The organism is Arthrobacter sp. KN11-1C (assembly GCF_052180225.1).
Classification (GTDB): domain Bacteria; phylum Actinomycetota; class Actinomycetes; order Actinomycetales; family Micrococcaceae; genus Arthrobacter.
Map to the genome: position 1 here is coordinate 1,824,167 of NZ_CP197467.1, position 26,794 is coordinate 1,850,960.

Consider the following 26,794-nt stretch of genomic DNA (forward strand, 5'->3'; position numbering starts at 1 on the left):
TTGCATCAGAGCGGGTACGAGCCGGGCTCCCGCCGCATCGTGATCCAGCGGGTCTCGGTGAAGGCGTCGATGCTCGCCTCCACACCGCCGTGGCGGGATCCGGTGCCGGACGCTCCGACGCCGCCGAACGGTGTATTCGCTTCGTCGTTCACAGTCTGATCGTTGATATGTACGATCCCGGTCGGAATGAGGCGCGCCATCTCGAGCGCCGCCATCACGTCGTCTGTCACGATGCCCAGGGAGAGGCCGAAGTCGGTTGCGGCAGCAAGTTCGACCGCCTCGTCATCCGTGGAGAAAGGCACGACTGAAGCGACGGGGCCGAAGACTTCGTCGCAGTAGACGGCGGCATCACGGGGTGGGTTGGCTAGAACGGTGGGACGGTAGAACAGTCCCTCGTAGGTGCCGCCTGCCCGCAGAAGAGCGCCCTGGGCGACAGCATCCTGCACCAAAGCGTGCACGCGGTTGCGCTGCACCTCATCGATCAGCGGACCGAGGTGGACTTGTCCCCCTGCCGGATCGCCCACGTGCATCGATTCCGCCTTCGCCGCGAGCTTGGAGACATATTCTTCGAACAAAGACTCATGTACGAGATGGCGCCCCACTGTCATGCAGATCTGCCCCTGATGCAGGAAGGATCCCCAACTCGCGAGGTTGACTGCCTTGTCAACGTCGGCGTCGTGGCGCACGATGAACGCCGAATTGCCTCCGAGTTCGAGGTGCGCCCTCTTGAGGTGTCGGCCCGCAAGTTCACCGACGAGACGGCCCGCGCGCGTGGATCCGGTGAAGGCGATGACGCGAACGCGCGGATCAGTGACCATCGCTTCGCCGACGTCGGATCCGCTGGGGATGAGTTGTAGCAGACCAGGAGGAAGCCCCGCCTCCTCGAAAATCCGCACCATGGACACTCCGCCGGTGATGACGGTGCGCGGGTCCGGCTTCAACAACACGGCGTTTCCCAGCGCTAGCGCGGGCGCCACGGCCCGGATTCCGAGGATCAACGGAACGTTGAAGGGCGAAATGACGCCCACGACTCCCACCGGAACTTGCTCGGCCAGTGAGATGCGGGGTTCTTCGCTTGAAAGGATGGTTCCCCGGGGTGCGGAGGGGAGAGCGGACGCCTCATAGCACTCTGCGGCGGTGACATGCAGGGCGAATCCCGCGAGTGGGGGAATGGCGCCCACTTCGCGCACGTTCCACGCTGAGATTTCCCCTGCATGCTTTTCCCATAGTTGACCTGCCCGTCGCAGGACTGCTGCGCGAACGGGATGGGGGGTGGCCGCCCACTCTTTCTGGGCACGCGAAGCGCTCTCTGCGGCCTTGGCGACGTCGTCGGGCCCGGCGAGTCCTACCATTGCGAGGGTTGCCCCTGTCGCGGGTTCGACCGAGGCGGCCTCGCCCCCTGCGCCGGTGATCCACTCGCCGTCAATGTAGATCTTGCCGCCGAATGTCGCCTCGTCAATGAGAGCCTTCGCGGTTTCGGTGGAGGTTGTCATGTTCCTGCCTTTCTGTTCATTTCCAAGTGGTTGGTCATAGGCGGCAAGCTGCGCGTGCTGCCCAGCCTGTGTCGATCGTGTCCGAGGCGTCGGCTGCGAGTGCCGTGCCGGCGTCGAAGGGACTCCGCCAGATCGAAAGCATGTCGGACGCGCCGGCGTCGAGGATTGAGCGTGAGAACGCCTCGATTCCCCAGCGTCCCTCATAGCCGTCGTCCAATGCCTGGCGCACGATGCCGGCAACGTCAACCGCGCCGGACGAGAGGAAACCGCGCCCGGACTGACCGAGCTCGAGATAGCCGAGCCTAGGCAACGCCGTGCGGACCGCGGCCGGTGCGTTTGCCTCTTCGATTGCCATGTGGAAGGAATCGAGATGGATCCAAAGATGCTCGGAGCCGCTCGCGGCGACGAACTCCATCGCTTGCACGGCGGTGTTCACCAGGGAAGTCTCATAGCGGTTGAGCACTTCGAAAGTCATACGGACTCCCCGGTCATGAGCCTTGTCCGCGACGCGCCCGACCTCCGCCGCGGACCTCTCAAATGCCGCACGGTCCGTCAGTCGGGCAGGGCGGCCGAAAACGCCGTAAGGCACTCCGTTCAGCTGATCGGCGCCGAGGGCTACGGTGAGTTCGAGTGTCCGGCGGAGCAAGTCCGCTCCTGCTTGGCGTATGTCGGCGTTTGGTGAGGATACGTCGGCACGCGGAGTCTGTACTGCGATGGTGATCGGGGTCAATCCACGGTCTGTAATGAGAGCCCGTAGCGCCGGCGCGTCGACGGAGTCCGGATCCAGCGGCGGCAGCACTACACGTCGATAGCCATTGGTGGCGATGGCATCCAGCGCCGCGGGAAGCTCTTCAGCCGACACATCCGGGACGAAGATGTTCAGGTGGCAGGCCACGTCCAAATCAGCATCCATGGTTCGCTCCCTCAGAACGTCGGCAGTGCGAACCGCTGCTTGAAGCTTGAGTATCCGTCGTCAACGTGCACCACGGTTCCGTTGATCGCATTTGCTTCGTTGGAGGCAAGGAAGGCTACGACGTCGGCGATCTCCTCAGGTTCGGTCATGACACCGCGAAGCTGTTCCGACGCGAACGTTTGCTTCAGTTCTTCGCTGAACTGGTTGATGATCGGCGTGCCCACACGACCCGGAGTGATGGCCACCGCACGCACACCGAACTCGGCTAGCTCGTAGGCCGCTGAACGGGTAAACGAAATCACGGCCGCCTTGGCGGCACTGTACGAGAACGCCAGCTCGGCCGCCTGCTCGCCGTAGATCGAGGAGGTGCTGATGATTACTCCGCCCGTTCCCTGCTTGCGGAACTGCCGGCCCGCTGCGAGGATGCCATAGTAGACGCCGTCCTGGTCGATGCGGATCATCGGCGCATAGTCGATCTCGGGATCATGATCGAGCAATGGCCGGCCCCCCGCGATGCCCGCATTATTGAAAATGACGTCGAGCTTGCCGAACAGCTCGACGGCGCGTGCAACCGTGGCTTCAACCTCGGCGAATTGTGAGACATCCACCTGGGCCGCGGCGGCGGCGCCCTCGAAGCCCGCTGCCGTCACCTCATCGACGACGTCCTTGGCCCGATTGAAGTCGATGTCGGCAACAAGCACTCGTGCGCCCTCGCGGACGAACTTGTGAACCGTTGCCCGGCCGATTCCGCTTGCACCGCCGGTAATAATGGCGACTTTGCCCTTAAGGCGCATGGTATTTCCTCTTCCTGGGTTCGATATCGGGTAAGCGGTACGGGGCGGTGCTGACCGCCCCGTACCGCGGAGGCTCTTTTAGCCCAACTTGTCCGAAGGGGTGATGTTTGCGGCGTTGGAGGAATCAACCAGAGTCGTATCGTCGGCCTCGAATTTCGTCTTCGGCAGCGTACGATCCTTCTGGTAGGCGCTAACGTTCTGGACCAGCTTGTCGAGGATCTTGGGCCAGGGCTGCTCGATCGTGGCAAGGAAGTTTCCGCCGGCCTTGATCTGGGCAATCGCTTCGCTCGTCGCGTCGACGCCTGTCACCTTCGCCGTAGAGTGCGCTTCAGAGAGGGCCTTCGACGCGCCCAAGGCGGCGTCATCCCAGCCGACCCACACCCCGTCGAGGCCGTTCGGGTGAGCGCTGAGGTAATCGGCAACGAGAGCCAATGCTTCCGTACGCCCCGAGGCAGGGGACTTGACCTTCTGGATGTCACCCCCGGCGATTGTGGCTCCGGCGGCGATGAGCGCCTTCTTCGCCAAGTCGGCGCGCATTCGAATCCCGGGATGCGGGTCATGGCCGATGACCATGACGGTCTTGCCCTTCAGGTCGCCGAGCGTCTTGGAGAGGGCACCGACCGTGGCGTCAGCAATTTGCTGCTGGTTGGTGGTGATGTTGACGGCAAACCCGTCGGTTTCCTTGGTTGAGCTGTCCATGGCGAAGATCGGGATGTTCGCGTCCTTGGCGGCGGAGACGATCGAACCGATGGATGCGATGTCGGTGTAGCCGTCGAGGATGACATCCGCGCCCCTGCCGATGGCGCTCTCAACCGCGGGGTTCATCTTCTGGAAGTCGAAATCTCCCTGGATCATTGTCAGATCCCAGCCGAGATCCTTAGCCTTGGCCGTGACGGCTTTGACCCACCACGCGCCCACAGGGGTCTGATTGCCCGAGGTGAAGGCTATGACTTTGAGGGGTTTGCCAGCGTCGCTGCTTCCGGTTGAGCCCGAGCAGCCCGACAGGGACAATGCAGCGGCCGCAGCGAGGGCCGCGAAGACCTTGAATTTGATACGCACTTATTACTCCTTTGTGATGATTGCGTTTTACTGGGTTGTCCATGCGGGAGCCCGCCGGACGTTCCGCGGAGCGGGTGGTGCTACCTCTGCCGCGTCTTGAGGGATGAGAGGGTCACCGCTGCGATGATGATCAGGCCCGTGACAACCTGCTGCACATAGGCGTTCACGCCGAGGATGTTCAGGCCGTTGCTCATGACTCCGATGATGGCGACGCCGATCATGGTGCCGCCGAGGTTGGCGGCACCCGATTTGATGACGGTCATGCCCAGGAACACAGCGGCGACCGAGAACATCATGTTGTCGCCGCCTTGAACCGCGCTTGCGCTCCCCAGCCGGGCGGCCAAGAGGATGCCGCCGATCGCCGAGACCAGGCCCGCGATAGCGAAGGCGAGCAGTCGGGCGCGCCGTACATTGACGCCGGAGAGCCGTGATACTTCTACGCTCCCGCCGATTGCGTGCCACCGGCGGCCGATCGTCGTGAACCGCAGGACTCCCCACAGGATGAACGAGATGACGATCGCGATATATACGGGCAGAGGGATGTTGAGGAGGCGCCCCTGACCCAGATTGTTGAATTCATCTGGAAGATCGAAGAGCGTGGTTCCTGCGGTGACAAGATAGGCCAGGCCGACGACGGAGGTCATCGTCGCCAACGTCGCGACGAAGGCGGAAAGATTCACGTAGGCGATGAGAAGGCCGTTGACCAGCCCGACGAGCAGACCGACGCCCAGCGCGACGACGATCGCAATGGCAATGGGGACTCCGGTCAGCATCAGGGATGCTGCGACGGCGCCGGCCAGGCTCGAGGTTGCGCCGACTGAGAGGTCGAAGTCCCCAACAACCATGACCACTGTCTGGGCACCCGCGATGATCGCGAGAATGGAAACTTGGAACAGAATGTTCTTCACGTTCACGAACGTCAGGAAGACGTCGGGACGCATTGCGAAGAAGAAGACGATGAGCGCGAGAAGGGCAAACACGGTGCCTCCGTGCAGAAGCAGCCTGCCGATCGACCTAGCAGGTGTAGTGGCTGGAGTGGTCTTCTTGGCTGGAGCGGTTGTTGTCATCATCATTCTGGCTTTCCGTAGCAGTACGAGAGGAGGAGTTCGTCGTCGGCGCCCTCTGCGGCGACCTCGCCGGAGATTTTGCCTTCGTGCATAATGAGGATCCGATCGCTCATTCCGATGAGCTCCGGGAGTTCGGAGCTGACCGCGATCACTGCAGTTCCCTCCGCGGTGAGTTGGCGAATCAACCGGTAGATCTCCGCCTTCGTGCCGACATCGATGCCTCGGGTCGGTTCGTCCATGAGCAGGACCTTGGGCTTGCGCGCAAGCATCTTGGCCAAGACGACTTTCTGTTGGTTGCCTCCGGACAGCTCTCCAACGTGTTGGCGCGGACTTCGGGCTTTGATCTGCAGCTCTTCCATTCCGCGCTTGGCTATGGTGGCGATCTGCCCGCCAGATACGAGGCCGAGGGAGCTTACCGCGGAGATGTTCGCGAGGGCTATGTTGTCCTGGATCGACGCGCTCAGGATCACTCCCTGGCTCCGGCGTTCTTCCGGGACGAGCGCGACACCGGCATCGAGTGTCCTCGCCACCCCGGGGGAGTTGGGCAGCGCTGAGCCATCTACGGTGATTTCTCCGGATCTGTGTTTTTGCGCGCCGGAGAGAATGCGCAGAAGTTCGCTGCGCCCGGAACCTGCCAGCCCTCCGATGCCGAGGACCTCACCTGCATAGGCCGTGAAAGTAATGTCCTTCACCCGGTGCCCGTGGAGGTTTTGGACGGTCAGCGCGACGGTCGTCGTGGCCGTGCCCCGATCCGGATAGAGTTCCCCGGTGGAGCGTCCCACCATGGTTGAGATGACCTCGTTGATGGTGGAGTCTGCGACCCGTTTCGTGACGATCGTCTCGCCATTGCGCATGATCGTGAGGCGGTCGCAGAGTTCGAAGACCTCTTCAAGTCGGTGCGAGACGTAGACGATTGCGACACCCTGATCGCGCAACGAGCGAAGCACCATGAAGAGATCCCGGATCTCGGTGTCGGTCAGCGATGCGGTCGGCTCGTCGAGGATGAGGACGCGGGCGTCTGCGGCAAGAGCCCGGGCAACTGCGACCATTGTCTGCTGGACCGGGGAAAGTTCGCCGGCAAGCCGGCCGACCGGGATCTTCTGGTGCAGGCTGTCCAGCCGCTCCTTTGCCCTGTGTCGAAGGGTCTTCCACTGAACCAGGCCGGCCCGGTTCGGAATCTGTTCGCCCAGGAGGATGTTCTCGGCAACGCTGATCGTGGGGACGATCGACAGTTCTTGGTACAACGCGACGACGCCAGCGCGGTTGGCCACCCGCACGTTGGCGAACTCCACGGTTTCACCATTCCGGTGAAGCGTTCCCGAGTTCGGTGAGTACAGTCCTGTAGCGATCTTGATAAGAGTCGACTTACCGGCGCCGTTCTCACCGAGGAGCGCATGGATTTCGCCTGGCTGCACCGAAAGGTGCGCGCCGTTGAGGGCGTGCACCCCGTCGAAATGCTTGACGATGTCGCGCGCCTCAAAGGCCGGTGCCGGCTTGAGCAGAGCGGTTTCATTAGACGGAGGTTTCAGGATGGTCATGCGACGCGGTTCCCGTCCTCGATCCGGTTGCAGCGGATGACGACCTTCGCGTGCTCGCCGCTCATATGTGCGGCGAAAGCCGCTTCAGCGTCCTCGATGTCGAACACCGTCTGGGTGAAATCGTCCAAGTCGAGGTACGGCACAATCTGCAATGCGCGTGGGAACGCATACGGTGAGACAAAGACGCCGGTAAGCGTGAGTTCCTTGAGGTAGAGGTAATCCGAGAGGTTGAGCGGCATCTCGAAGTCCTGCGGGTACATGGCCCCGTAGACGATGGTTCCCCCCTTGGCGGCGAGGTCGAGCAGGCCGCGTACGGCGCGCGTCGACCCAGAGGCGTCAATCACGATGTCGAACCCGTGACCATCGGTGATCTCCTGTGTGCGCAGAACCTGGTTCTCGGCGATCGGATCGATCACGGTGTCGGCACCGTGGCGGAGGGCCGTCTCACGGCGCTCAGCAATCGGCTCGATGAGGGTAAGCGAAGTCGCCCCGCTCATTTTCAGAACCTGCAAAGCCAGCTGGCCGATCGGGCCACCTCCGCAGACGGCGACGCGATCACCGACTTTGATATTGGTCTTATCCGCTATTCTCACTGCAACCGATGTCGGTTCCAGAAGGCAGCCCCTCAGCAAAGAGACGTTGTCCGGCAGCCTGTAGACCTGTGACTCATGCCAGGTCACAGTCTCGGCCATGCCGGGGCGGTTGTATTCCCGGATGTGCTCGCAGAACTGCTGTTGCCCGCCGCGACAGGGTGTGCACGTCCCGCAGAACCGCAGAAAGTTGCCGGCGACGCGGTCGCCGATCCGCAGTCCGTTGCGGTCCGCTTTCGCGCCCAGTGCCTCGACCACGCCGGAGAGCTCGTGGCCGAGCCCGATCGGCACCTCGGTTCCGAAGAATCCTTCCGCCAGGTGCGGGTCCGATCCGCAGATCGCGGAGTAGGCGACCCGGATCCGCACATCTTCGGGTCCCAAGGGGGGCTCGGGGAAATCAACCAGCCCGATCCGGCCGCGGGCCCTCTCATCGGGGTCGCGCAGGTTCCCGATCTTGGTGACTGCTACTGTTTTCATTCGTCTCTCCATTGAGCGGATAACAGGTGGATGAATCAGGACTGCGTGGCGATCGCGCGCCGTGTGGCTGCAATCGTCGCCTCGAGTCCGTAGCCGTGCTTGTTTCGCAACTCCTCGTCGTCACCGAACCCCGCGTACACCTGGGGAATTCCGAGCCTTTCGAAGGCGGTGAGGTGTATGTTGCGATCTGCAACGACATCTGCGACCCGGGACGCGAGGCCCCCGTACGCGAGATGGTCCTCGACGACGACAAACCGGCCGTTCGTCTCGACCGAGCAACGCGAAATGAGGTCGTCGTCGATCGGTTTGAGTGTGAACATGTCGACGACGCGCACCGAGTGGCCGTCTTTCGCCAGCTCTTCCGCGGCGTCCAACGCCTGGGCGACGACCGTTCCGTGGGTGAAGATCGTGGCGTCGGTGCCCTCACGCGCAACGATTCCTTTGCCGATGCGCACATCGTGGTGCCCTGGCTCGTAGAGAACCCGGTCTTTCTTGCCCACAGCGAGGCGGATGTATATCGGTCCCTGCATGGTCATTGACTGGCGGATGATCTCGCCAACCATCAATGGATCGCCTATGGAATTGACAGTCATGTTCGTCAGGGCGCACATGAGCGCGAGGTCTTCGACCGCGTAATGGGTGGAACCGCCGTTGCCGACGAGACCGCCGTGCGTCCCGATGATTTTCACCGGGAGATTCGGATAGCAGACGTCGCTTCGGACCTGTTCAAGTGCACGCATGCTGAGGAACGGGAGCATGCCCGAGACGACGGGGATATTTCCGTCGTACGCCAGGCCAGCCGCGATGCCGACGCATGCCTGTTCGGCGAGGCCCACATCGAGGAAGCGTTCCGGGAACTTGTCGCGAAACTCGACGAGCGTCGCTCCGATATCGGGCGTGAGCACCCACAGGTTTTCATGCTCGTCGCCGAGTTCGGCGAGGGTCGATCCGATGACGGACCGCGCCGAGAGCATTTCTCCGAAGGTAAAGGTAACGGGCATCAGACTGACTCCTTCTCGCGGGATGCTTCGAGCGCTGCGATCGCACGCTCGAGGTCGGCTGCCCCCAGTGAGCCTGCGTGCCATGCCAGGTTGCGTTCCATGAAGTCGACGCCCTTCCCCTTGACCGTCTCGCAGATGACCACGGTCGGTCGCTTGCTGTCGATTGCGGGCAGCCTGTCGATTGCACCGACGAGCTGGGCCATGTCGTGGCCGTCAACGTTGACGACGTTCCAGCCAAACGCCGCCCACTTGTCCGGATACGGTTCAAAAACGACTCGTTCCTCTGCGAAACTCGTCATCAGCTGGCGGTTGCGGTCGACGAATGCGACTAGATTGCCAAGCTCGTTGCTTCGGGCGGCCATCGCCGCCTCCCATACCGATCCTTCGCCGGTCTCGCCGTCGCCAAGCAGGCAGAATACCCGGTGGAATTCGCCTCGGCCTCGGGCGCTTAGCGCCATCCCAACAGCCAAGGGGAGGCCATGACCAAGCGATCCGGTCGAGCATTCGACGCCCGGAAGTTGCACCTTGCACGGGTGCATTCCGTAGGGGGAGTCAAGCTGGCCGTACGTCTCGACTATCCCTTCGTAGGGGAAGAATCCACGCATGGACATCGCAATATACATACAGACCGCGGCGTGACCTTTGCTCAGCACGAAGCGGTCCCGCGCCGGGTTGGCGATGTCGGTGGGATCGACATCGAGACCGTAGTGGTACAGCGCCGTGAAGATATCAGCGGCAGACAGGTCACCACCGATGTGAACTGCCCCCTCATAAGTGCCACACAGATGCAGCAGCTTTGATCTCAGCTCGAATGCGAGTTCTTTCAATTCTTCGACGGTGTGCGGATTCCCGCCCGTCTGCAGGCTCATTTGGCCCATCTCATGCCTCCTCATTGAATGACACGGATGCCGATCCTCGGCCTTTTCGTGGCGTCCTCATCGACTCACTCGTGGTCGGAAAGTTGGTGTTTCCGGCTTCGACGTAGCGACACTAACACGATCCTGTTTACCTGTAAACAGGAATTTATCTAAACTTGTTTATGCTCCGACGAAATTGTGGCCCTTCGGAGCGGATCCCGGGCGCACCTCCTTTCGTCTGAGAGACTCATCTAAGTACTAACCATGCGGGTGCAGATTTCGCGCCGCCATAAGGAGGACCATGCAAGGCGAGATAGAGCAACGGACGCGAGCTCACATTCCTCCTCAAGCGGTTACGGATCCGCTGGTCGACACGATCGACCCGGAGAACTTCACGCCCCGGCTACTTTCGCTTCTCTCCAACGCGCTCGTGTGGCGGGAGTCCCACGAGCTACGCAGACGGTTCAAGCTCGGTACGAACGATTGGCGAGTCATTTCGGCGTTGGCAATTCGTCCGGGCGCATCCGCGACCGATGTATCGGATTTCCTGGGCCTGAACAAAGCGGTAGTTTCCAAAAGTGTCAATACCCTGCTTGATCGTGACCTTGTGCTTCTGATTGACGGACCGCGTGGCTCGCGACCCATGTACCTCACCCAGGCAGGTGCAGAGATGCACCACGCCATGCTGCCTATCTCGATGCGCGGACAGGAGATTATCCTGGGAGACCTTTCGGCGAATGATGTCGAAAGGCTTAATCGGCTGCTGCGCAGAATGCTTGAGAAGACCCGTGAGCTCCAGACGCTTGAGAGCGAGTCGTTCGGTCGGTAATTCCAGCACTCGGCGGTCGTACTCGGTCGCCATGTTGAGAGAGGTGAATCCCGTCGCGAAGCTCGCGTGCGGGCCGGCACCCGTTCCCTGAGACTGCTCACGACACTGTGATGGCAGCTTCTCGCCGGTCCCGGGGTAACCGCCCTCGCGTCAATGCCGGAGAACCCGGCAGTCAATGCTTGGCAGATCGTCGACACACTTAGGGAACGCGCTACCCGGGACGGACTGACCGGGCTTCTGAACCGCGCAGCGTTCATGGAATTGGCAGGCGGGGAATGCCGTAGGCTGCAGGCGGCAGGGGCGGGTGCCACCGTGATCCTGGCGGTCCTGGAGCACTTCAAAGCAGTTAATGACACCCACGGCCATGCGGCGGAGACGCCGCGATCCAAGCATTTGCCGCTAAATGATCGCCACTGCCGATGCCGCCCTGCACGAAGCCAAAGGCTTGGAGAGAAACCGGGCGGTCAGCGCGACTGAGCAACCTTAGCGCTCAACTGACCTGCCCCGGGCATTCCCACACCACACCCTCGCTTAGCCGCCGAGTGTATGCAACAGTGGGCTGGGCATGCCTCCGCCACTTTGCCAACCGATTACGGTTTACGATGGGGCATTACCGTCCGGCGGATTGCGGCAATCGCTAGCCCATCGCCGAGCAGCCACCGATAACGCAGGGGGATAGTCCTTGGTAACCATGGCCGATGTTGCGCGGATAGCGGGCGTCTCCAGGAGCACGGTGTCCTATGCCCTCAGCGGTGTCAGGCCGATTGCGCCCGAAACGCGGGAGCGCATCCTGCGGGCCATGTCCGACCTTGGCTATACGCCGAACCTGCTCGCCCAGGGGTTGGCAGGCAAGCGGACCGGCATTGTCTCCTTGATTTTCCCGGTCGGCGAGCAGGGTATGAACACGACGGAGTTCGAATACGTCCAAGGTGCTGCCGAGCAAGCGCGGGCTGATGGATACCACCTCCTTCTCTGGCCGATGGATCCCGACGATCTCGTCGAAATGCAGCGGATCGTGGCCCAAGGCCTGGTAGATGGAATCCTCCTGATGGAAGTCAGGTCATTCGACGAACGCATTCCCGTACTCCTGGAAACCGGGGTTCCATTCGTCGCGATCGGACGGCCGGCGGACGCCGCTGGCCTGACCTTCGTCGACGCGGATTTTGAAGCCATGGGGGAGTTGGCCGTGTCGCACCTCGTCAGCCTGGGGCACACGGAAATCGGCCTTGTGACGCATTCGCGTGAATCCCTGGACACCGGATACGGCCCGATGGTCCGGTCTTGGGACGCCGTGGCAGCTTCCGCGTCGAGGCACGGTATCACTGCCCGGCTGTTCCCAACGACGAGTTCGCTGGCCGGCGGTCGCGAAGTGTTTGGACAGATCCTGGAAGAATCTCCGGAAACAACCGGACTCGTGATGATCAATGAAGCGGCCACCGCAGGCCTTCTGGCTGCTGCAGCGGCCCATGGTTGGCGAGTCCCCGAGTCTCTCTCCGTTGTCGCGATCAACACCAGCGCCGGCTCCGCCGAGCGCTTCATGCCCGCCCTCACGACGGCGTCCGCCGAACCCGGCGTCATGGGGCGTGAGGCGGCACAATTCCTTACCCGGCGCCTCAGGAGCGACGACGTGGGCGCCTTGCAGTGGCTCGCTGAACCGGTGCTGACGTTGCGCGGAAGCACCGCCATGGTGCGCGCCAGCCAGCCGTAGAATCGCCTCGCGGTTCGGGTGTGATCCGCCAATTTGCGGCCTTCATGACGCGGCTCCATCACAAGTGGTTGTGACATTTGACACATCATTGAACCGCCAACTACTGTCGAGCCATCGACCCGCGTCGACAAGGCGCGTCGACGAACGGCGATGAGATTCCTCCTGATACAACATGGCGGATGGTCACCGATCAGCGTTCCCGGAAGACTAAGGAAGTAAGTCGTGCTTGGAATCATTCGGTGCCGACGCCCGGAGTTGACGATGCGGTCGACGTTACGCAAACCGGAACAGGAAATCCCCGGCTTTCGCCGCGGGTCCACGAGCAACCGCGTCCCCTTATTCCCTGACGGCGAAGGCCCCGGAATAGTGCGTGGACGGAACCTGGAGACCGCCCCCTGCTTCTGAGCTCCAGGACCCGTGCGCCTGCGAGGCCAATGGTGCCCGCGCTAAGCATGTAAGCGCTTGCCCTTCCCCGATGGCTTCCTGGAAGCCTCCTCGCCGCGCGCCCCAGTGGTCCTACCCCCAAGCCACCATCCCCCCATCATCACAACAACCTCTTGGAGGTACACCCCATGGAAACGTTGACCAAAGCGGCCCTGTCCGCGTTCGAAGGTGGCCGGAAGTGAAAGCAATCCGAAGGTTCACAGTCCGAACGGTTCTGCCGGACGCAATCGCGCCCTTGGCGCGGTTGGCGAAAAACCTGCGTTGGTCCTGGCATTTGCCGACGCGTGAACTTTTCTCCGCACTGAACGCCGAGGCCTGGGAACAAAGCGAGCACGACCCCATGACCTTCCTCGGCCTTGTCAGCCGCGAGGAACTGCAGGAGCTCGCAGCGGATGGCGCAGTCGTCGAGCGCGTGCAGCAGGCGGCTTCGGATCTGGACCGGTACTTGAGCGAGCCGCGCTGGTACCAGGGCCTGGGTCAGGACGCCCCGGCGTGCATCGCGTATTTCTCGCCCGAGTTCGGCATCACCGAGGTGCTTCCGCAGTATTCCGGTGGCCTGGGGATCCTGGCCGGTGACCATTTGAAGGCTGCCTCGGACCTCGGCGTGCCGTTGATCGGCGTCGGGCTGCTGTACCAGGCGGGCTATTTCAAGCAGTCCCTCTCCCGGGACGCCTGGCAGCAGGAGACCTACCCGGTCCTCGACCCGGACGGCCTGCCCCTGACACTGCTGCGCGAGGAAGACGGTTCGGCGGCCCTGGTCACGCTTCCCTTGCCGGGCGACCGGACGCTGCGTGCGCATGTCTGGCGGGCCGACGTCGGGCGCGTGCCGCTGTTGCTGCTCGATTCGAACGTTCCGTCCAACGACGACGCCGCGCGCGTGATCACGGACCGCCTTTACGGCGGGGGCGGTGACCACCGGCTGCAGCAGGAACTGCTGCTGGGCATGGGCGGGGTGAAGGCGCTGCGCGTCTACCAGCGACTCACCGGCACCCCGGCCCCGGAAGTGTTCCACACCAACGAAGGCCACGCCGGGTTCCTGGGCATCGAGCGGATCCAGGAGCTCATGTCCTCCGAGGCCCCGCTGAGCTGGTCCGAGGCCCTCGCCGCCGGGCGCGCGTCCACGGTGTTCACCACGCACACCCCGGTGCCGGCGGGCATCGACCGTTTCGAGGCCGTGCAGATCAGGCACTTCTTCGACGCTGGCCTGGCCCCGGACGTGCCGGTGGAGAAGGTCCTGGAACTGGGCCGGGAAAACTACGACGGCGGCAACCCTGCAGTCTTCAACATGGCCGTGATGGGCCTGCGCCTGGCGCAGCGGGCCAACGGCGTGGCCAAACTCCACGGCGTGGTCTCCCGCGAGATGTTCTCCGGGCTCTGGCCAGGCTTCGACCACTCCGAAATCCCCATCACCTCCGTCACCAACGGCGTCCACGTACCCACCTGGATCGATCCCAAGATGAGCCGGCTCGCCGCAAAGCACTTCGGCAGCACCGACGTGGATGCCACCGGTTGGGACAAGATCTACGACGTGGATGATGCCGAGCTTTGGGCCCTGCGGGGAGAGTTGCGTGGTGCGTTGGTTGACGACGTGCGCAAGCGCCTGCGATCTTCGTGGAAGAAGCGCGGTGCGGCTGATGCGGAGCTGGGCTGGACGGACACTGTGCTGGACCCGGACGTGCTCACGATCGGTTTCGCCCGGCGCGTGCCTACCTACAAGCGCTTGACCCTGATGCTCCGGGACCCGGCCCGGCTCAAGGCGCTCCTGCTGCACCCGAAGCACCCGATCCAGCTGGTCATCGCCGGCAAGTCCCACCCGGCCGATGACGCCGGGAAGAAGATGATCCAGGACCTGGTGAAGTTCACCGACGACCCCGCCGTGCGGCACCGGATCGTGTTCCTGCCCAACTACGACATCGCGATGGCCCGGACCCTGTTCCCGGGCTGCGACGTGTGGCTGAACAACCCGCTTCGGCCCCTGGAGGCCTGCGGGACCTCGGGGATGAAGGCGGCCATCAACGGCTCCCTGAACCTCTCGGTGCTGGATGGCTGGTGGGATGAGATGTACGACGGCGAGAACGGCTGGGCGATCCCGACCGCGAACAACGACGCGTCCCCGACCGAACGCGATGACATCGAAGCCGCCGCGCTCTACGAGCTCCTGGAGACCCAGGTGGCACCGCGTTTCTACGGTTCCACGGTCTCCGAACACGCCGGAGCGGCCGGTCCTTCGCAGACCGGCCCGGAAGCCGTGCCGACGCACTGGGTGTCCATGATCAAGCACACCCTGGCCCACCTCGGCCCGGCCGTCTCGGCCGAACGCATGCTCCAGGACTACGTCAACACCCTCTACCGCCCGGCAGCTGTCGCCGGCAGGCAGGCGGGAACGGCGTCGTTCAAGGAAGCGAAGGAACTCGCGGCCTGGACCAGCAAAGTCCGCGACGCCTGGCCCCAGCTCATCGTGGAACACGTCGACTCCGTGGGCGTCTCCGAAGAACCGCAGATCGGGGACACCCTCCAGGTCAACGCCTACATCACCCTCAACGAACTCACGCCCGAGGACGTGTCGGTTGAGGTCGCGTACGGCCGGGCCCAGGACGGAGACGAACTGGAGGATGTCGCTCTTGTCGAGCTGACCGAAACGGAGGACCTCGGCAATGGCCGCCACCTGTTCACCGGTTCCATCCTGATCAACCGCTCCGGATCCTTCGGCTACACCGTCCGGGTCTTCCCGAAGCACCCCTCCCTGGCCTCGAAGGCCGAACTGGGGCTCATAGCCAACGCCTGAAAGTGCACGCCCCCGCTGCCGGATCGAGCAGCGGGGGCGTGTTCCGTTAATGGGATCCCGGCCCCTGCCCCGATCCGGAAAAGGCGACAATTCGAAGCGCTGAAGCATTGACGCCCTTTGAGGCCCATGAAAGCGTATTTATTGGCTCCAACCCGAGATCAGTGAAAAGACAGGAATACCGTGGGCATTCAGCAGGAAGCAACGGCAGCACGCCTCAGGGTGGGCGTTGTGGGCATCGGATGGGCTGGCCAACAGCACCTTAAGGCCTACAGCGCCATCGACGGCGTGGATATCGTCGCGGTCGCCGGGATGGAGGAAGATCTCCTCGCCCAGATGAAACAGGAATACGGCATTCCACATGCTTTCGCCCGTTGGGAAGACATGATCGGGCTGGAAGGCCTGGATGCCATCAGTGTCGCCGTTCCCACCTTCCTGCACGCTCCGATTTCCATAGCGGCCCTGGAGCGCGGACTGCACGTGCTGAGCGAAAAACCACTGGCACGCAACGGCGAAGAAGGACGCGCCATGGTTGAGGCGGCCCGGAAGGCCGGCCGTGTCCTGGATGTTGCGTTCAACCACCGCCGCCGCGGCGACATCCAAAAACTCAAGAGCATCATCGACGACGGCGGACTCGGACGTCCGTACTACGCCAAAGGTTCCTGGCTGCGCCGCGCCGGCATCCCTACCCTGGGCAGCTGGTTCACCAATCCGGAGCTGGCCGGCGGTGGTCCGCTGGCTGACATCGGAGTCCACGTGCTGGACTACTCGCTCCACCTGTTGGGCGAACCCAAGGTCCTCTCCGTTTCGGCGCAGACGCACTCGGAACTGGGGCCGCTGGGCCGTGGCGGCAGCGCCCGCTACACCGCCGGACCCGCGAGCCACAAGTTCGAAGTGGAGGACTTCGCCACCGCCTTCATCAGGCTCGAAGGCGGAGGCACCCTGATCCTCGAAGCGGGCTGGGCGAGCTACCGGGAGGTGGACGACCTGCTCGACTTCACGGTCTACGGGACCGACGGCGGCGCCGAACTGCGCGCCGTCGGGGCCCCGCTTCAGCCGGTCGGCAGCTTGAGGATCTTCACGGAGAAAGACGGCGAAAACGCCGACTACGAACCTGAAGCGATTCCAGGCCTTGCCCACCAGGCCGTCGTCGACGACTTCATCGCCGCCGTCCGCGGCGGCGAGACCGTCTGGGGACAACACGACGGATCGCTCGCCCTGAGCCGGGCCCTCATCCTTGATGCCTGTTACAAGTCCGCCCTCGAACAACGCGAAGTGGTGCTCTGATGACCGATAAGAAACTGAAGATCGTCGTCTGGAACGAAGCCGTCCACGAGGCCCGTAACCAACCGGACACCATGGTGGACATGTACCCGGACGGCATCCACGGTGCCATCGCAGCGGGCTTGCGGGGCTTCTACCCGGATGCCGACATCACGACGGCGACCCTCGCCGATCCCGAACACGGCTTGGACGAGGAAACCCTTGCCGCCACCGACGTCCTGCTCTGGTGGGGGCACATCGCGCATCACGAGGTGAGCGATGAGGTAGTGGAGCGCGTCCGACGGCATGTCCTCGGCGGGATGGGACTCGTGGTGCTGCACTCAGGGCATTTCGCGAAGATCTTCACCCGGCTGCTGGGCACCACGTGTTCGCTCAAATGGCGCAACGACGGCGAACGCGAGCTCGTGTGGACGGTCAAGCCAGCGCATCCGATCGCGGCCGGCGTCGAGAGCCCCATCTTGATCCCCAAACAGGAAATGTACGGCGAGCTGTTCGACATCCCTGAGCCGGACGACCTGATCTTCATCAGCTCCTTCGAAGGCGGGGAGGTGTTCCGCTCCGGCGTGACGTTCTCCCGCGGCAAGGGGCGGATCTTCTACTTCAGCCCCGGCGACCAGGAGTACCCCGTCTACCACCAGCCGCAGATCCAGCGGGTCATCGCCAACGGCGTGGGCTGGGTGGCGCAGCCCGAACAGTTCCGGGATGCCCCGGCGGTGACCAACCCCGCCCGGGACTGGTTTTTGGCTACCTGAAATCGCGGGAGCTGGACTTCGCTGCCAGGACCAAGGGTTCCAGCTTGTCCGCCACGAGGTTGGTGACGCCTTCCGGCGATCGTTCGAGGAACCCCCGGACGATCAACGCGGATGATTCGCGGGCGACGCGGCGATGCCTCGTCCAGAGGCCAACGCTGCAGATGACGTTGAGGATGCCGCTCTCGTCCTCCAGATTGACGAAGGTGATCCCTTGCGCGGTCTGGGGGCGTTGGCGGTGGGTCACGACGCCGGCCACTTCAACGCGGGTGCCGGACTCGACCTGGGAGAGCCGGTCCACCCGCAGCACACCCCTGGAATCCAGGTTTCCGCGCGCATGGCGCATCGGGTGGTCATCGGTACTGATGCCTGTTGCCCACATGTCGTAGGCAACATTTTCCAAGGGGGAGAGTTCGGGCAGCAGCGGCGGCTGGACGGCGACGTGGGTCCCGGGCAATTGTCCCTCCCGCTCGAGCGCGGCATCGCCGGCCTGCCACAGTGCTTCGCGGCGGTTCATCCCCAGCGAATCGAGTGCGCCGGAGGACGCGAGTGCCTCCAGCTGGTCCGCGCTCAGGTTTGCGCGGCGGGACAGATCGGCCATGTCCCGGTAGGCGCCATGCTCCTCGCGCTCGGCGACGATCCGCTTCGCCACCTCGGCGCCGATGGATGTGACGCCGTCGAGCCCCAACCGCACCGCGCGTGCGCCATCCCGCCGGTGCAGGTGGTCCTCGCGTGGTCGATCCTGCTGGAAGAGGCCGATCTCCGGCTGATGGAAGTGCAAGCAGGAATCCATGCCGCCTGCCTGTCCCGTTCCAGCAATTCCATCCTCGCCGAGCACTTCGAGGGTCGCTTCGGCCAGGGAATGCAGTACATCCGGGCGCAACACCTGGACCCCGTGCCTGCGGGCATCCGCCACGAGGGTTTGCGGAGAGTAGAAGCCCATGGGTTGTGCCCGGAGCAGGGACGCGAGGAATGCGCCGGGATAGTGCAGCTTCAGCCACGAGCTTGCGTAGACCAGCACTGCGAAGCTCAAGGAGTGCGATTCCGCGAAGCCGAAGTTCGCAAAGGCCTGGATCTTGGCGTAGATGGCGTCGGCGTCATCCTTGCTGATCCCGTTGGCCGCCATCCCCGCGTAGAGCTTTGCCTCGAGCGACTCGATCTTCTCCCGGCCCCGTTTGGAGCCCATCGCGCGGCGGAGCAAGTCCGCGTCCTCTGCAGTGCAGCCGCCCACGGCAACTGCCATCTGCATGAGCTGCTCCTGGAACAAGGGCACACCCAAGGTCCGCTTGAGCACTGGCTCCAGCAATGGATGGAGATACGTGACTTTTTCCGTGCCTGCGCGGCGCCGGATGTACGGGTGGACGGCACCGCCTTGGACGGGACCCGGGCGGATCAGCGCGATTTCGACCACCAGATCGTAGAATTCCCTCGGTTTCAGCCGCGGCAGCGTGCTGATCTGGGCCCGTGATTCCACTTGGAAGACCCCGATCGAGTCGGCCCTGCAGAGCATGTCGTAGACGGCCGGTTCTTCCCGCGGGATGGTTTCGATGGTCCACCGCTCCCCGAAATGTTTGTCGATCAAATCAAAGGAGTACTGCAGGGCGGCGAGCATGCCCAGGCCAAGAAGGTCGAACTTGACCAGGCCCATCCATTCGCAATCGTCCTTGTCCCACTGCAGGACCGTGCGGTTTTCCATCCGGGCCCGCTCGATGGGTACTACCTCGCCGACAGGCCGCTCGGTGAGGACCATGCCGCCGGAGTGGATGCCGAGGTGCCGGGGGAAGCCCAGTATCTGGTCGGCAAGGTCCAGGACCGGGGCCGGGATGTTGATGGTTTTGCCTTCGCTGAGATCGCCCCAGTGATCGAGCCGCTTGGACCAGGCGTCCTGCTGGCCCTGGCTGTAACCGAGTGCCTTGGCGATGTCCCTGACGGCGTTCTTCGGCCTGTAACTGATGACATTCGCCACTTGGGCCGCGTTGAACCGCCCGTACTTGCCGTAGACGTATTGGATGACTTCTTCCCGCCGGTCAGAGTCGAAATCGACGTCGATGTCCGGTTCTTCCTCGCGGAGGCTGGAGAGGAAACGCTCAAACGGAAGGTTGTAGAAGATACTGTCGACGGCGGTGATCCCCAGCGCGTAGCAGACGGCCGAGTTCGCCGCGGACCCCCGGCCCTGGCAGAGGATGCCGCGGGAACGGGCGAACTGGACGATGTCGTGCACAATCAGGAAATAGCCGGGGAAGTTCTTCGCCTCGATGACTGCGAGTTCCTGCTCGATCCGGCTATGGACCCGTTCGTCGGCTTCCGGATATTTGTCCTTGATGCCTTCTTCGACAAGTTGCCGGAGCCAGGTGATAAGAGTGTGCCCGGCAGGAACATCAAGCTTGGGGAGCTTCGGGCGGGCTGCCCGTAACTGGAACGCAAGCTCGTCAGCGATCTGGACAGTCCGTTCAACCGCGCCGGGGTAGCGTGCGAACCGCGCCGCCATCTCGGAGCCGCTCCGCAGATGGGCGCCGCTGCTTGCGGGCAGCCAACCGTCCAGCTCCTCCAGGCTGCGGCGTGCCCGGACAGCCGCCATGGCCGTTGCCAGCGGAAATCCCTCCGGGGACGCATAGTGCACGGCGTTGCTGGCGATGAAAGGTAAACCTGCCCGCTCGGCAATCCGGACGAGGGCGTCGTTGTGGCTGCTGTCGAGGGGATTCCCGTGGTCGAAGAGTTCGACCACCACGTTTTCCCGTCCGAATCTCTCGATCAGCGCGTCCACCTCGAAGGCGGCGGCTTGCTCGCCGTCGCGCATGAGGGCCCTCCGGACTGAGCCTTTGCGGCATCCGGTGAGCACCACGCAGTGGTCCTTCAGGGAATGCGCCAGCTCGTCGAGGTCATAGATGGGGTGGCCCTTCACGGCATCGGCTGCCAGATGCGCGGCGGTCATCGCCCCTGCCAATCGGTGGTAGCCCTCTTCCTGGCGTGCGAGGACAAGCAAATGGTCGCCTTCGGGGTCGGCTTCGCCTTGCTGTGGTTTACTGAGCCCGAGCGACAGCTCAGCGCCGAACACGGTTTTCAGCTCGTAGGCTTCGGCGGCCTCCGCCATTCGAACGATCCCGTAGAAGCCGTCGTGGTCGGTCAGCGCGAGGGCATGGAGGCCCAGCCGGACTGCCTCCTCAACCAGTTTCTCGGGTGACGAGGCGCCGTCCAGGAAGCTGTAGTGGGAATGCGCGTGCAGTTCGGCATAGGGCACGACGCCGGCACCCGCCTTGGACGCACGCCTTGCGGGATCGAGGGGGACCGGACGGTAAGGCCCGCGTTTCCTCGACCAGGCGGGGCTGTCGCCGCCGTCGCCTTTGGCCTTGCCGATCTCCGGAACCCGCCGGTCTGACAGCGTGCGTTCGAATTCCGACCACGGGATCGACGGATTGTTCCAAGCCATCTTTAACTTCCTGCCTAAAGTTCGGTGTCTGGTGTTCAGTCGTAGCGGGCCTCTGCCCACCAGTTCTGCTCGTCCAGGAGAAGGAGCCAGGCCTCCCCGTTTCCGTCCACAAGCTGGAACCGGTCCGCTTCAAGGCGGTGGTCGGCATCCCACCATCTCTGTTTCAGCGGCCAGGGGCCGGCCCACTGAGCTACGAGTCGTCGTCGCGCTGGGTCTCCGCCGGGACAGAACCACATGGGCGGGGCAATCAATCCGCCGCGATGGTCTGTACGTACTTTTTCCTTGTTCGCATCAAGCAGCAGGACAGGGACGAGGGAAGCGAACACCGTGGCGGGTTGCGGGTCTGGAATCCTGCCGGGCCACGGTCTGGTGGCCAGGGCGGCCGCTCCCGTGGGCAAGGCGTCTCCCCAAGGAACCAAACGGCGCCGTTCGGCGAGCAGCCTGCCTCCGGAAATCGCGGGCACTACGACGGCTTCATGTCCCAGCATGCTTTGGATCCGGCTGAGTCCATGATGAATCTGCTCCTCGGCTCCGTCTCCGAAGAGCGCCCGCCCATGATGTGCGATGGAATCCACCCGGACGGGGACGAACTCGACCCGCACGACCGGTGACGACAGCCCGCCGCGGGCCATGCCGCCGTCGCTCATTCCACTGTTGACGGCTCCGCCGTCGGCTGTTTTATCGCTGGCCGGGGCCGGGGGCTGCGACTGAAGCTGCCAACGCACCCTGTCCACGACGTCGCTGGCAGTGAAATGGCGGGGGTGGCCCCACGTCCGCTCGGAGCGGCTCCCTGCTTCGTCAGTGATGAGGACCCTCAGCTCGGTGCAGACCAGGCCTTCCGTCTGCACCCCCGCCACGAAGGCGTCTGCCGTGGCGCGGAGCTGGAAAGCGAGTTGGTCAACCCGGTCCAGGCCTGGTTCGAAGTCCGCCCGTTGATCCAGTTTCCGCGGGGGAGTCCGGGGGACCACCTTGCGGGGATCCTGGCCGCTGGCCAAGGCGTGCGCAGTGATACCGGCAGCACCGAAGCGGGCCCGGACATCTGCAGCAGGAAGTGTAGCCAAATTCCCCAGGGTGAGGACGCCAAGGCGTTTGAGCAAGGAAGCCAGCTTCGGCTGTCCAAGTACCTCCACCGGGAAGGGCGCCAGGAAATCCCGCGAAGAACCCGCCGGAAGCACCAGGACGGCAGAGAGTTCACTGGTGCTCCGGGCTGCTTGCTCGGCGGCAAACACGGAATCGGCGATCCCCACCCTTGCCTCCACGCCGAGGCGGTCCGCCGATTCAAGCACGGCACCTGCGGCCGCTTCTTCTCCGCCGTAATACCGGGCAGCACCCTTGGCCCGGATAGCGCAGAGGCCGGGGCGAAGCACTTCCACTCCAGGAGTCCGTTCCTCGAGCGACGAGACCACAGGCTCGAATTCCGTCGCATCCCGCACTGGATCAACGGCACACACCACCAGCTCAGGGCAGCGGGTCTGCGCTTCCCTGAGCCGCAAGCCCCGGACCACTCCTTCTGCCCGGGCTTCCGCGGAGCAAGCAGCTATGACACCTTTGCCGATGACTGCCACGGGTACATCAGGCGGCAGGGCATCTGCCAAGCGGGCGGCGACCAGGGGCCAATCGGGGAACCATGTCACCAACGCGCGCACCGGGGTTTCGAGCTGAAACAGCATCATGCTCCCATCCGATGGCGGGACAGATCCACCGGGCCGCTGTCCGTCAGATCCACGGAGGCCCTGCGGGAACTGCCCCTCAATGCGACCTCGAGCTCGAGCTCCTGCTTGGAGAGATGTCCATGGCCCTGCCCGAGCCCCGCCCACTCATATCCATTCACTTGCAGGACGGCTTCACTCTGCGGCCACGGTCCCAGGACAAGAAGGACGGCACTCCGCTCCCGGAGCCTGGCTCCCAAGCGGGCAGCCTCGGCGGGTGCGACTCTTTCCGGAGCACGCGCAAGCACCACCGAGAGCACGTCCGCCATGGCGGCGATCACCTGCGCCCAATTGGTCCCGGGCTCAGGCACCAGCACCAGCCGGTCGAGCGCAATGCCGAAACCCGCCGCCGCCTCGACCCCGAAGTCCGGCAGCCCGGCTACCCCGCACCATGAGCCATTGCGTGACGGCCCGGCCAACAAGGCCATGGCCAGCGACATGGATCCCTGTACGGAGTACGCCGCACCCGGGCGCAACCCTCCCGGGAGGAGCCTGCTGAGCGAGGGGAGCACGGGCAGCGAGCGTTCGCTTCCGCGCTTGCCCTGCATGAGGTGGATCTGCGCCTGCAAGTCATCGCGCAGCGAAGCCGGCGATGCGGAAGACAGGCGAGGAGACATACTTCAATTTTCGAACATATATTCGAATGAGTCAATCGGGACCGGATCCCCCTCCAAGGGTTGGCCCCCTCAACGATCTACCTTTTTTGACGCGGATTCCTTGTTTCCGGGCGCGTGGTTCGGGGTCGCCGCGACAGCGTCCGGGGCGAAACTGGTCAGTTGTTGAGGGCTAAGGCCTCCCAGTAGAGCGCGCCACGTCACGCTCGACAGTGAAACGGCCAGAATCGAGGCGAGGATCAACGCCGACGCCGGGGCTGCGACAGCCCAGGGGGCCCGCTCCACGTAGTTGATTCCTTCAGCGAGGATGAGGCCCCACTCGGGGGACGGCTGATGGGGGCCGAGGCCCAGGAATCCCAAGGCTGCCAAGGCGAGCGCGATTCCCGGTATCCGGAGCATCGAATGCCTGAACACCGGGCCAAGGATGGCCGGGAGGATGTAGCGCCAGAGGATACGGAACCTTCCCACGCCGAGGACCGGCAGGATCTTCACGTGAGGTTGTGCCCTGGCCTCCTGTGCCAAGGCCGCTGTGTGGGCGGCAAGGGGTGCCCAACTGACCAGGGTGACGGCTATCGCCGCTCCTTCGGCCGACGGGCCGGTCATCACGGCAACGATCAGCCCGGCCAGGATAGGCGGAGCGGCGTTGGCAACTTCCAGGGGACCGGTGGCCGCGAGCGGGAACAGCCCGACGACGATCCCGATCACAAGGCAAGCCAGCACCACGAGCAAAGCCGTCCCCAGGGTGGACACGGCACCATGCCCCACCCGGGCAAGGAGGTCCCGTCCGCTGGCATCGGCACCGAAAGGCAGTTCGAAGCCCGGCCCGGCAAGCCGTGCATGGCTCGAGGTGAACGGATCGCGAAGCAAGCCCGCGACGACGATGAGCAGCAACGCTCCCGCCGCCACGAGCGGAACGGCGACATCCCGCCGTCGTGAGCTACCCGGCGGGTCCGGAACCGGAACCGCCCCTGAGCGCAGCGCCGCTCCCAACAGGAGGTATCGGGCCGCAGCGCCGAGGGAACCTGCCCCGATCGCCAGCATGAGAAGGGCCAGGACTCCTGCCTGCAGCGCGGGTATGTCCTGGGCGCTCGCCGCGCCCAGGACCGCGCGGCCCAAACCGGGAATCGCGAAGACCTTCTCCACCGCAACCGCCCCGCCGGTGAGCCCGATCAGGACAAGCCCGATCTGGCTCATCACCGATGGCAACGCCCGGCGGAGCACCGCCGCGGTGAGCCGGGCGCGGCTTGCTCCGGCCATCGCCCAGGTCCCTCCCCATTTTTCGGCGAGCGCCAGGCTGGTGGCGTCGGAAAGCAGCCGCCCGATCAGCCCGCCCGCGGGCAGGCCGAGGGCGAGTGCCGGCAACACCGCATGGTCCAGGCCCTGCCAGCCATAGGGCGGAAACCAGCTCAGCCACACGGCACCCACGACAAGGAGCATCGCCGCCAGGAGGAACTCGGGCAGGGCGGTCATGGCCGCCGCTACGACGCCGGACCCTCGCCCGGGGTTCCCGGCCAGGCCCCGCATCACGGAAGGAACGCACAGCGCGGCGGCCACCACCGTTGCGACGGCCACCGCGCACGCCATCAAGGTGACGGATACTCCGAGGGTTTCCACGGTGCCGGGGCCGACGGGCGTATTCGTAATCCAGGAATTTCCCATGTCCCCTCGCAAGATGCCTCCGGCCCAGTCGAGGAAGATGTGTACCGGTCCCCGATCGAGCCCGAGTTCCGCGCGGATCATGCCCAGCGTCTCATCGGTCGCTTCCCGGTCGGCGTACCGGGCCCGCAGGATGGTGTACTCGGGGCGTTGTCCCGAAAGCCACGGCAAAAGCCCTATCAGCACAACTATGGCGAGGAGTGCCACGGCCCGGGAAGCCGTAGTTTTGATGAACGCCGGGCCCAGCATCAGCCGGCGATTCCCGTCTTGCTGGTGATCAGGGCGCGCTCGCGGGGATCACGTTCGACGTTCCGGATCCTGGCCGATTCCCCTTGGATGACGCGTTCGTGCAGCAGCGGCACGGCAGCATCCTTCGAGAGGATCAGGGCTTCGGCGGCGGCAATTGCCGCCCGGCGCTCCGGGCCTGCGGGGATGGCTGCGGCCTTGCCCAGTGCTGCGTCCACCTCAGGATCGCAGAACTGGGAGATATTGAAGGAGCCTTTGCAGGAGAAGTCGCTGAACATGTAGGCGACAGGATCGCCGGAGTCGAGGACCGTTGCCCGGGACAGGATAAAGGCGTCGAACTTGCCGGCCAGGGCGTCCGCCTCGATGTGCTGGTACTCGCGGACTTCCTGCTCCACGATGAAGCCTGCGGCTTCGAGTTGCTGCTCAAGCTGCACTGCGACCTCGGGCAGTTCGGCGCGGTCCGTGAATGTGCCGAGTTTGATGCGGCGGCCATGGGCGGGTGCCACTTCCGCCCGCTTCTTCAGTGTGTCGGCATAGGAGGTGCCTTGCCGTTCCTTCGCTGCCCAGGGAAGGGCCGGGCCCAGGAGGCCCTCGGCGATGTCCGCTCGTCCTTCGTAGACCCGTTCAACAATGGTGGCCCGCCCGACCGACGCCCGGGCCGCTGCCCGGACAGCGGGATCCGCGAAGGGACCCGTCTTGGTGTTCAGGTAGAGGGTGTTGGTCCGGGGCATGGGGACTTCGTGAATCAAGTCCGCCTTGACCTGGGCGACCTGGCCTACGGGAATGGCCTCCACGACGTCGGCACTTCCGGTCCTGAGGGCGGCAGCGCGCGCTGTGCCGTCCGGAACGTACTGGACGTCGACGCCGCTGCTCGCCGCCTTCTCTCCCCAGTAGTCGGCGAAGCGGTTCAGTGTTGCCGAGCTGGTGCCGTCCGCGGACGCCAGGACATACGGGCCCGTTCCGGCGTTGATGGGGCTCACGACGCCGCCTGGCTTGTAGGCGGACGCGGCAAGGATGGAAAGCTGGGGGCTCGAAAGCCGCTGCGGAACCAACGGGTCGTCCGTTTGGGTGGTGACGACGACGGCGTTCGCGCCGTCCGTACGGACGCCCAGCTGGACGCCGTCGAGGATCCGAGGCTTGGGCTTCGCGTTGGCTGCCGCCGTCAACGATGCCGCCACTTGTTCCGCCGTCAGCAGTGTTCCGTCATGGAATTTCACGCCTGTGCGGAGTTCGAAGCGCCAGTTCCTGCCGTCCAGTTGCTTCCAGGCCGTTGAAAGCGCCGGCTGGGCATCGCCGAGCGCATCGAGGACAACCAGTGTCTCGGCGGTCTTCCAGCGTGAGAGTTTGAAGGCGTCGTCGCTCAAGGGAGTAAGTCCTGAACGCGGTGGCTGCAACATGGCTACTTTGATTCTGGAGTCGGTACTGCCGGCCGAGGATGGGTTGCCTTGGGCGAAGCAAGCGCTGAGGGCGGCGGCCATTGCGGTGGAGAGGATTATCGCCGTCATTGCATTTGGGCGTGGAATAGCCATGGATTGGTGCCTTCTTTCGTGGGTGTGA

At 64.1% G+C, this 26,794-nt stretch carries 20 protein-coding genes; 6 read left to right on the forward strand and 14 right to left on the reverse strand.

The window, feature by feature from the left end; all coding sequences use genetic code 11:
* Nucleotides 1-5: 5 nt before the first annotated feature.
* The 9 genes from ACSBOX_RS08555 to ACSBOX_RS08595 all read right to left on the reverse strand — a co-directional run bounded on the left by ACSBOX_RS08555 (nt 6) and on the right by ACSBOX_RS08595 (nt 9,801).
* Nucleotides 6-1,493, reverse strand: a complete 1,488-nt coding sequence (locus ACSBOX_RS08555; protein ID WP_442545615.1) for a benzaldehyde dehydrogenase — start codon at nt 1,491-1,493, stop codon at nt 6-8.
* 34 nt (nt 1,494-1,527) lie between these two features.
* Nucleotides 1,528-2,406, reverse strand: a complete 879-nt coding sequence (locus ACSBOX_RS08560; protein WP_442545616.1) for a sugar phosphate isomerase/epimerase family protein — start codon at nt 2,404-2,406, stop codon at nt 1,528-1,530.
* An 11-nt stretch (nt 2,407-2,417) separates the two neighbouring features.
* Entirely contained in the window at nt 2,418-3,200 is a 783-nt protein-coding gene (locus ACSBOX_RS08565; RefSeq protein ID WP_442545617.1) for an SDR family NAD(P)-dependent oxidoreductase, read from the reverse strand.
* A 78-nt stretch (nt 3,201-3,278) separates the two neighbouring features.
* Nucleotides 3,279-4,259, reverse strand: a complete 981-nt coding sequence (locus ACSBOX_RS08570) for a sugar ABC transporter substrate-binding protein (protein ID WP_442545618.1) — start codon at nt 4,257-4,259, stop codon at nt 3,279-3,281.
* A gap of 80 nt (nt 4,260-4,339) precedes the next feature.
* Complete coding sequence (locus tag ACSBOX_RS08575) at nt 4,340-5,332, reverse strand: ABC transporter permease (protein ID WP_442545619.1); 993 nt, start codon at nt 5,330-5,332, stop codon at nt 4,340-4,342.
* Nucleotides 5,329-6,864 (reverse strand): sugar ABC transporter ATP-binding protein, encoded by a 1,536-nt coding sequence (locus ACSBOX_RS08580; RefSeq protein WP_442545620.1) that lies wholly within the window; start codon nt 6,862-6,864, stop codon nt 5,329-5,331. The genes ACSBOX_RS08575 and ACSBOX_RS08580 overlap by 4 nt, the downstream gene beginning before the upstream one ends.
* A complete protein-coding gene (locus ACSBOX_RS08585) occupies nt 6,861-7,931 on the reverse strand; it encodes a zinc-dependent alcohol dehydrogenase (protein WP_442545621.1) in 1,071 nt (356 codons plus the stop codon). Before ACSBOX_RS08585 ends, ACSBOX_RS08580 begins: the two co-directional genes overlap by 4 nt.
* A gap of 35 nt (nt 7,932-7,966) precedes the next feature.
* Entirely contained in the window at nt 7,967-8,932 is a 966-nt protein-coding gene (locus tag ACSBOX_RS08590; RefSeq protein WP_442545622.1) for a transketolase family protein, read from the reverse strand.
* Complete coding sequence (locus ACSBOX_RS08595) at nt 8,932-9,801, reverse strand: transketolase (protein WP_442545623.1); 870 nt, start codon at nt 9,799-9,801, stop codon at nt 8,932-8,934. The genes ACSBOX_RS08590 and ACSBOX_RS08595 overlap by 1 nt, the downstream gene beginning before the upstream one ends.
* A 289-nt stretch (nt 9,802-10,090) precedes the next feature.
* Here ACSBOX_RS08595 and ACSBOX_RS08600 point away from each other — a divergent pair, with 289 nt between their 5' ends.
* The 6 genes from ACSBOX_RS08600 to ACSBOX_RS08625 all read left to right on the forward strand — a co-directional run bounded on the left by ACSBOX_RS08600 (nt 10,091) and on the right by ACSBOX_RS08625 (nt 17,588).
* Nucleotides 10,091-10,618 (forward strand): MarR family winged helix-turn-helix transcriptional regulator, encoded by a 528-nt coding sequence (locus tag ACSBOX_RS08600; RefSeq protein ID WP_442545624.1) that lies wholly within the window; start codon nt 10,091-10,093, stop codon nt 10,616-10,618.
* Nucleotides 10,619-10,873: 255 nt separating this feature from the next.
* Nucleotides 10,874-11,095 (forward strand): hypothetical protein, encoded by a 222-nt coding sequence (locus tag ACSBOX_RS08605; RefSeq protein WP_442545996.1) that lies wholly within the window; start codon nt 10,874-10,876, stop codon nt 11,093-11,095.
* Nucleotides 11,096-11,309: 214 nt separating this feature from the next.
* Entirely contained in the window at nt 11,310-12,326 is a 1,017-nt protein-coding gene (locus ACSBOX_RS08610; protein ID WP_442545997.1) for a LacI family DNA-binding transcriptional regulator, read from the forward strand.
* A 622-nt stretch (nt 12,327-12,948) separates the two neighbouring features.
* Nucleotides 12,949-15,555: an alpha-glucan family phosphorylase gene (gene glgP, locus ACSBOX_RS08615; RefSeq protein WP_442545625.1), complete on the forward strand. Its 2,607-nt coding sequence runs from the start codon at nt 12,949-12,951 to the stop codon at nt 15,553-15,555.
* A gap of 180 nt (nt 15,556-15,735) precedes the next feature.
* On the forward strand, nt 15,736-16,839 hold the full coding sequence (locus tag ACSBOX_RS08620; RefSeq protein ID WP_442545626.1) for a Gfo/Idh/MocA family protein: 1,104 nt from the start codon (nt 15,736-15,738) through the stop codon (nt 16,837-16,839).
* The gene (locus tag ACSBOX_RS08625; RefSeq protein WP_442545627.1) at nt 16,839-17,588 is read left to right on the forward strand and encodes a ThuA domain-containing protein; all 750 of its coding nucleotides are present in this window, start codon (nt 16,839-16,841) and stop codon (nt 17,586-17,588) included. Before ACSBOX_RS08620 ends, ACSBOX_RS08625 begins: the two co-directional genes overlap by 1 nt.
* On the opposite strand, the gene ACSBOX_RS08630 is transcribed toward ACSBOX_RS08625, so the two are convergent.
* The 5 genes from ACSBOX_RS08630 to ACSBOX_RS08650 form a co-directional block, all read right to left on the reverse strand.
* The gene (locus ACSBOX_RS08630; protein WP_442545628.1) at nt 17,581-21,012 is read right to left on the reverse strand and encodes an error-prone DNA polymerase; all 3,432 of its coding nucleotides are present in this window, start codon (nt 21,010-21,012) and stop codon (nt 17,581-17,583) included. The two genes, ACSBOX_RS08625 and ACSBOX_RS08630, sit on opposite strands and share 8 nt — an antisense overlap.
* A gap of 35 nt (nt 21,013-21,047) precedes the next feature.
* Nucleotides 21,048-22,685, reverse strand: a complete 1,638-nt coding sequence (locus ACSBOX_RS08635; RefSeq protein ID WP_442545629.1) for a DNA polymerase Y family protein — start codon at nt 22,683-22,685, stop codon at nt 21,048-21,050.
* Nucleotides 22,682-23,338, reverse strand: coding sequence for a hypothetical protein (locus ACSBOX_RS08640; RefSeq protein WP_442545630.1), 657 nt, complete (start codon nt 23,336-23,338; stop codon nt 22,682-22,684). Before ACSBOX_RS08640 ends, ACSBOX_RS08635 begins: the two co-directional genes overlap by 4 nt.
* Nucleotides 23,339-23,407: 69 nt before the next feature.
* Nucleotides 23,408-25,198, reverse strand: coding sequence for an ABC transporter permease subunit (locus tag ACSBOX_RS08645; protein ID WP_442545631.1), 1,791 nt, complete (start codon nt 25,196-25,198; stop codon nt 23,408-23,410).
* A 41-nt stretch (nt 25,199-25,239) separates the two neighbouring features.
* The gene (locus ACSBOX_RS08650; RefSeq protein ID WP_442545632.1) at nt 25,240-26,766 is read right to left on the reverse strand and encodes an ABC transporter substrate-binding protein; all 1,527 of its coding nucleotides are present in this window, start codon (nt 26,764-26,766) and stop codon (nt 25,240-25,242) included.
* Nucleotides 26,767-26,794 lie beyond the last annotated feature (28 nt).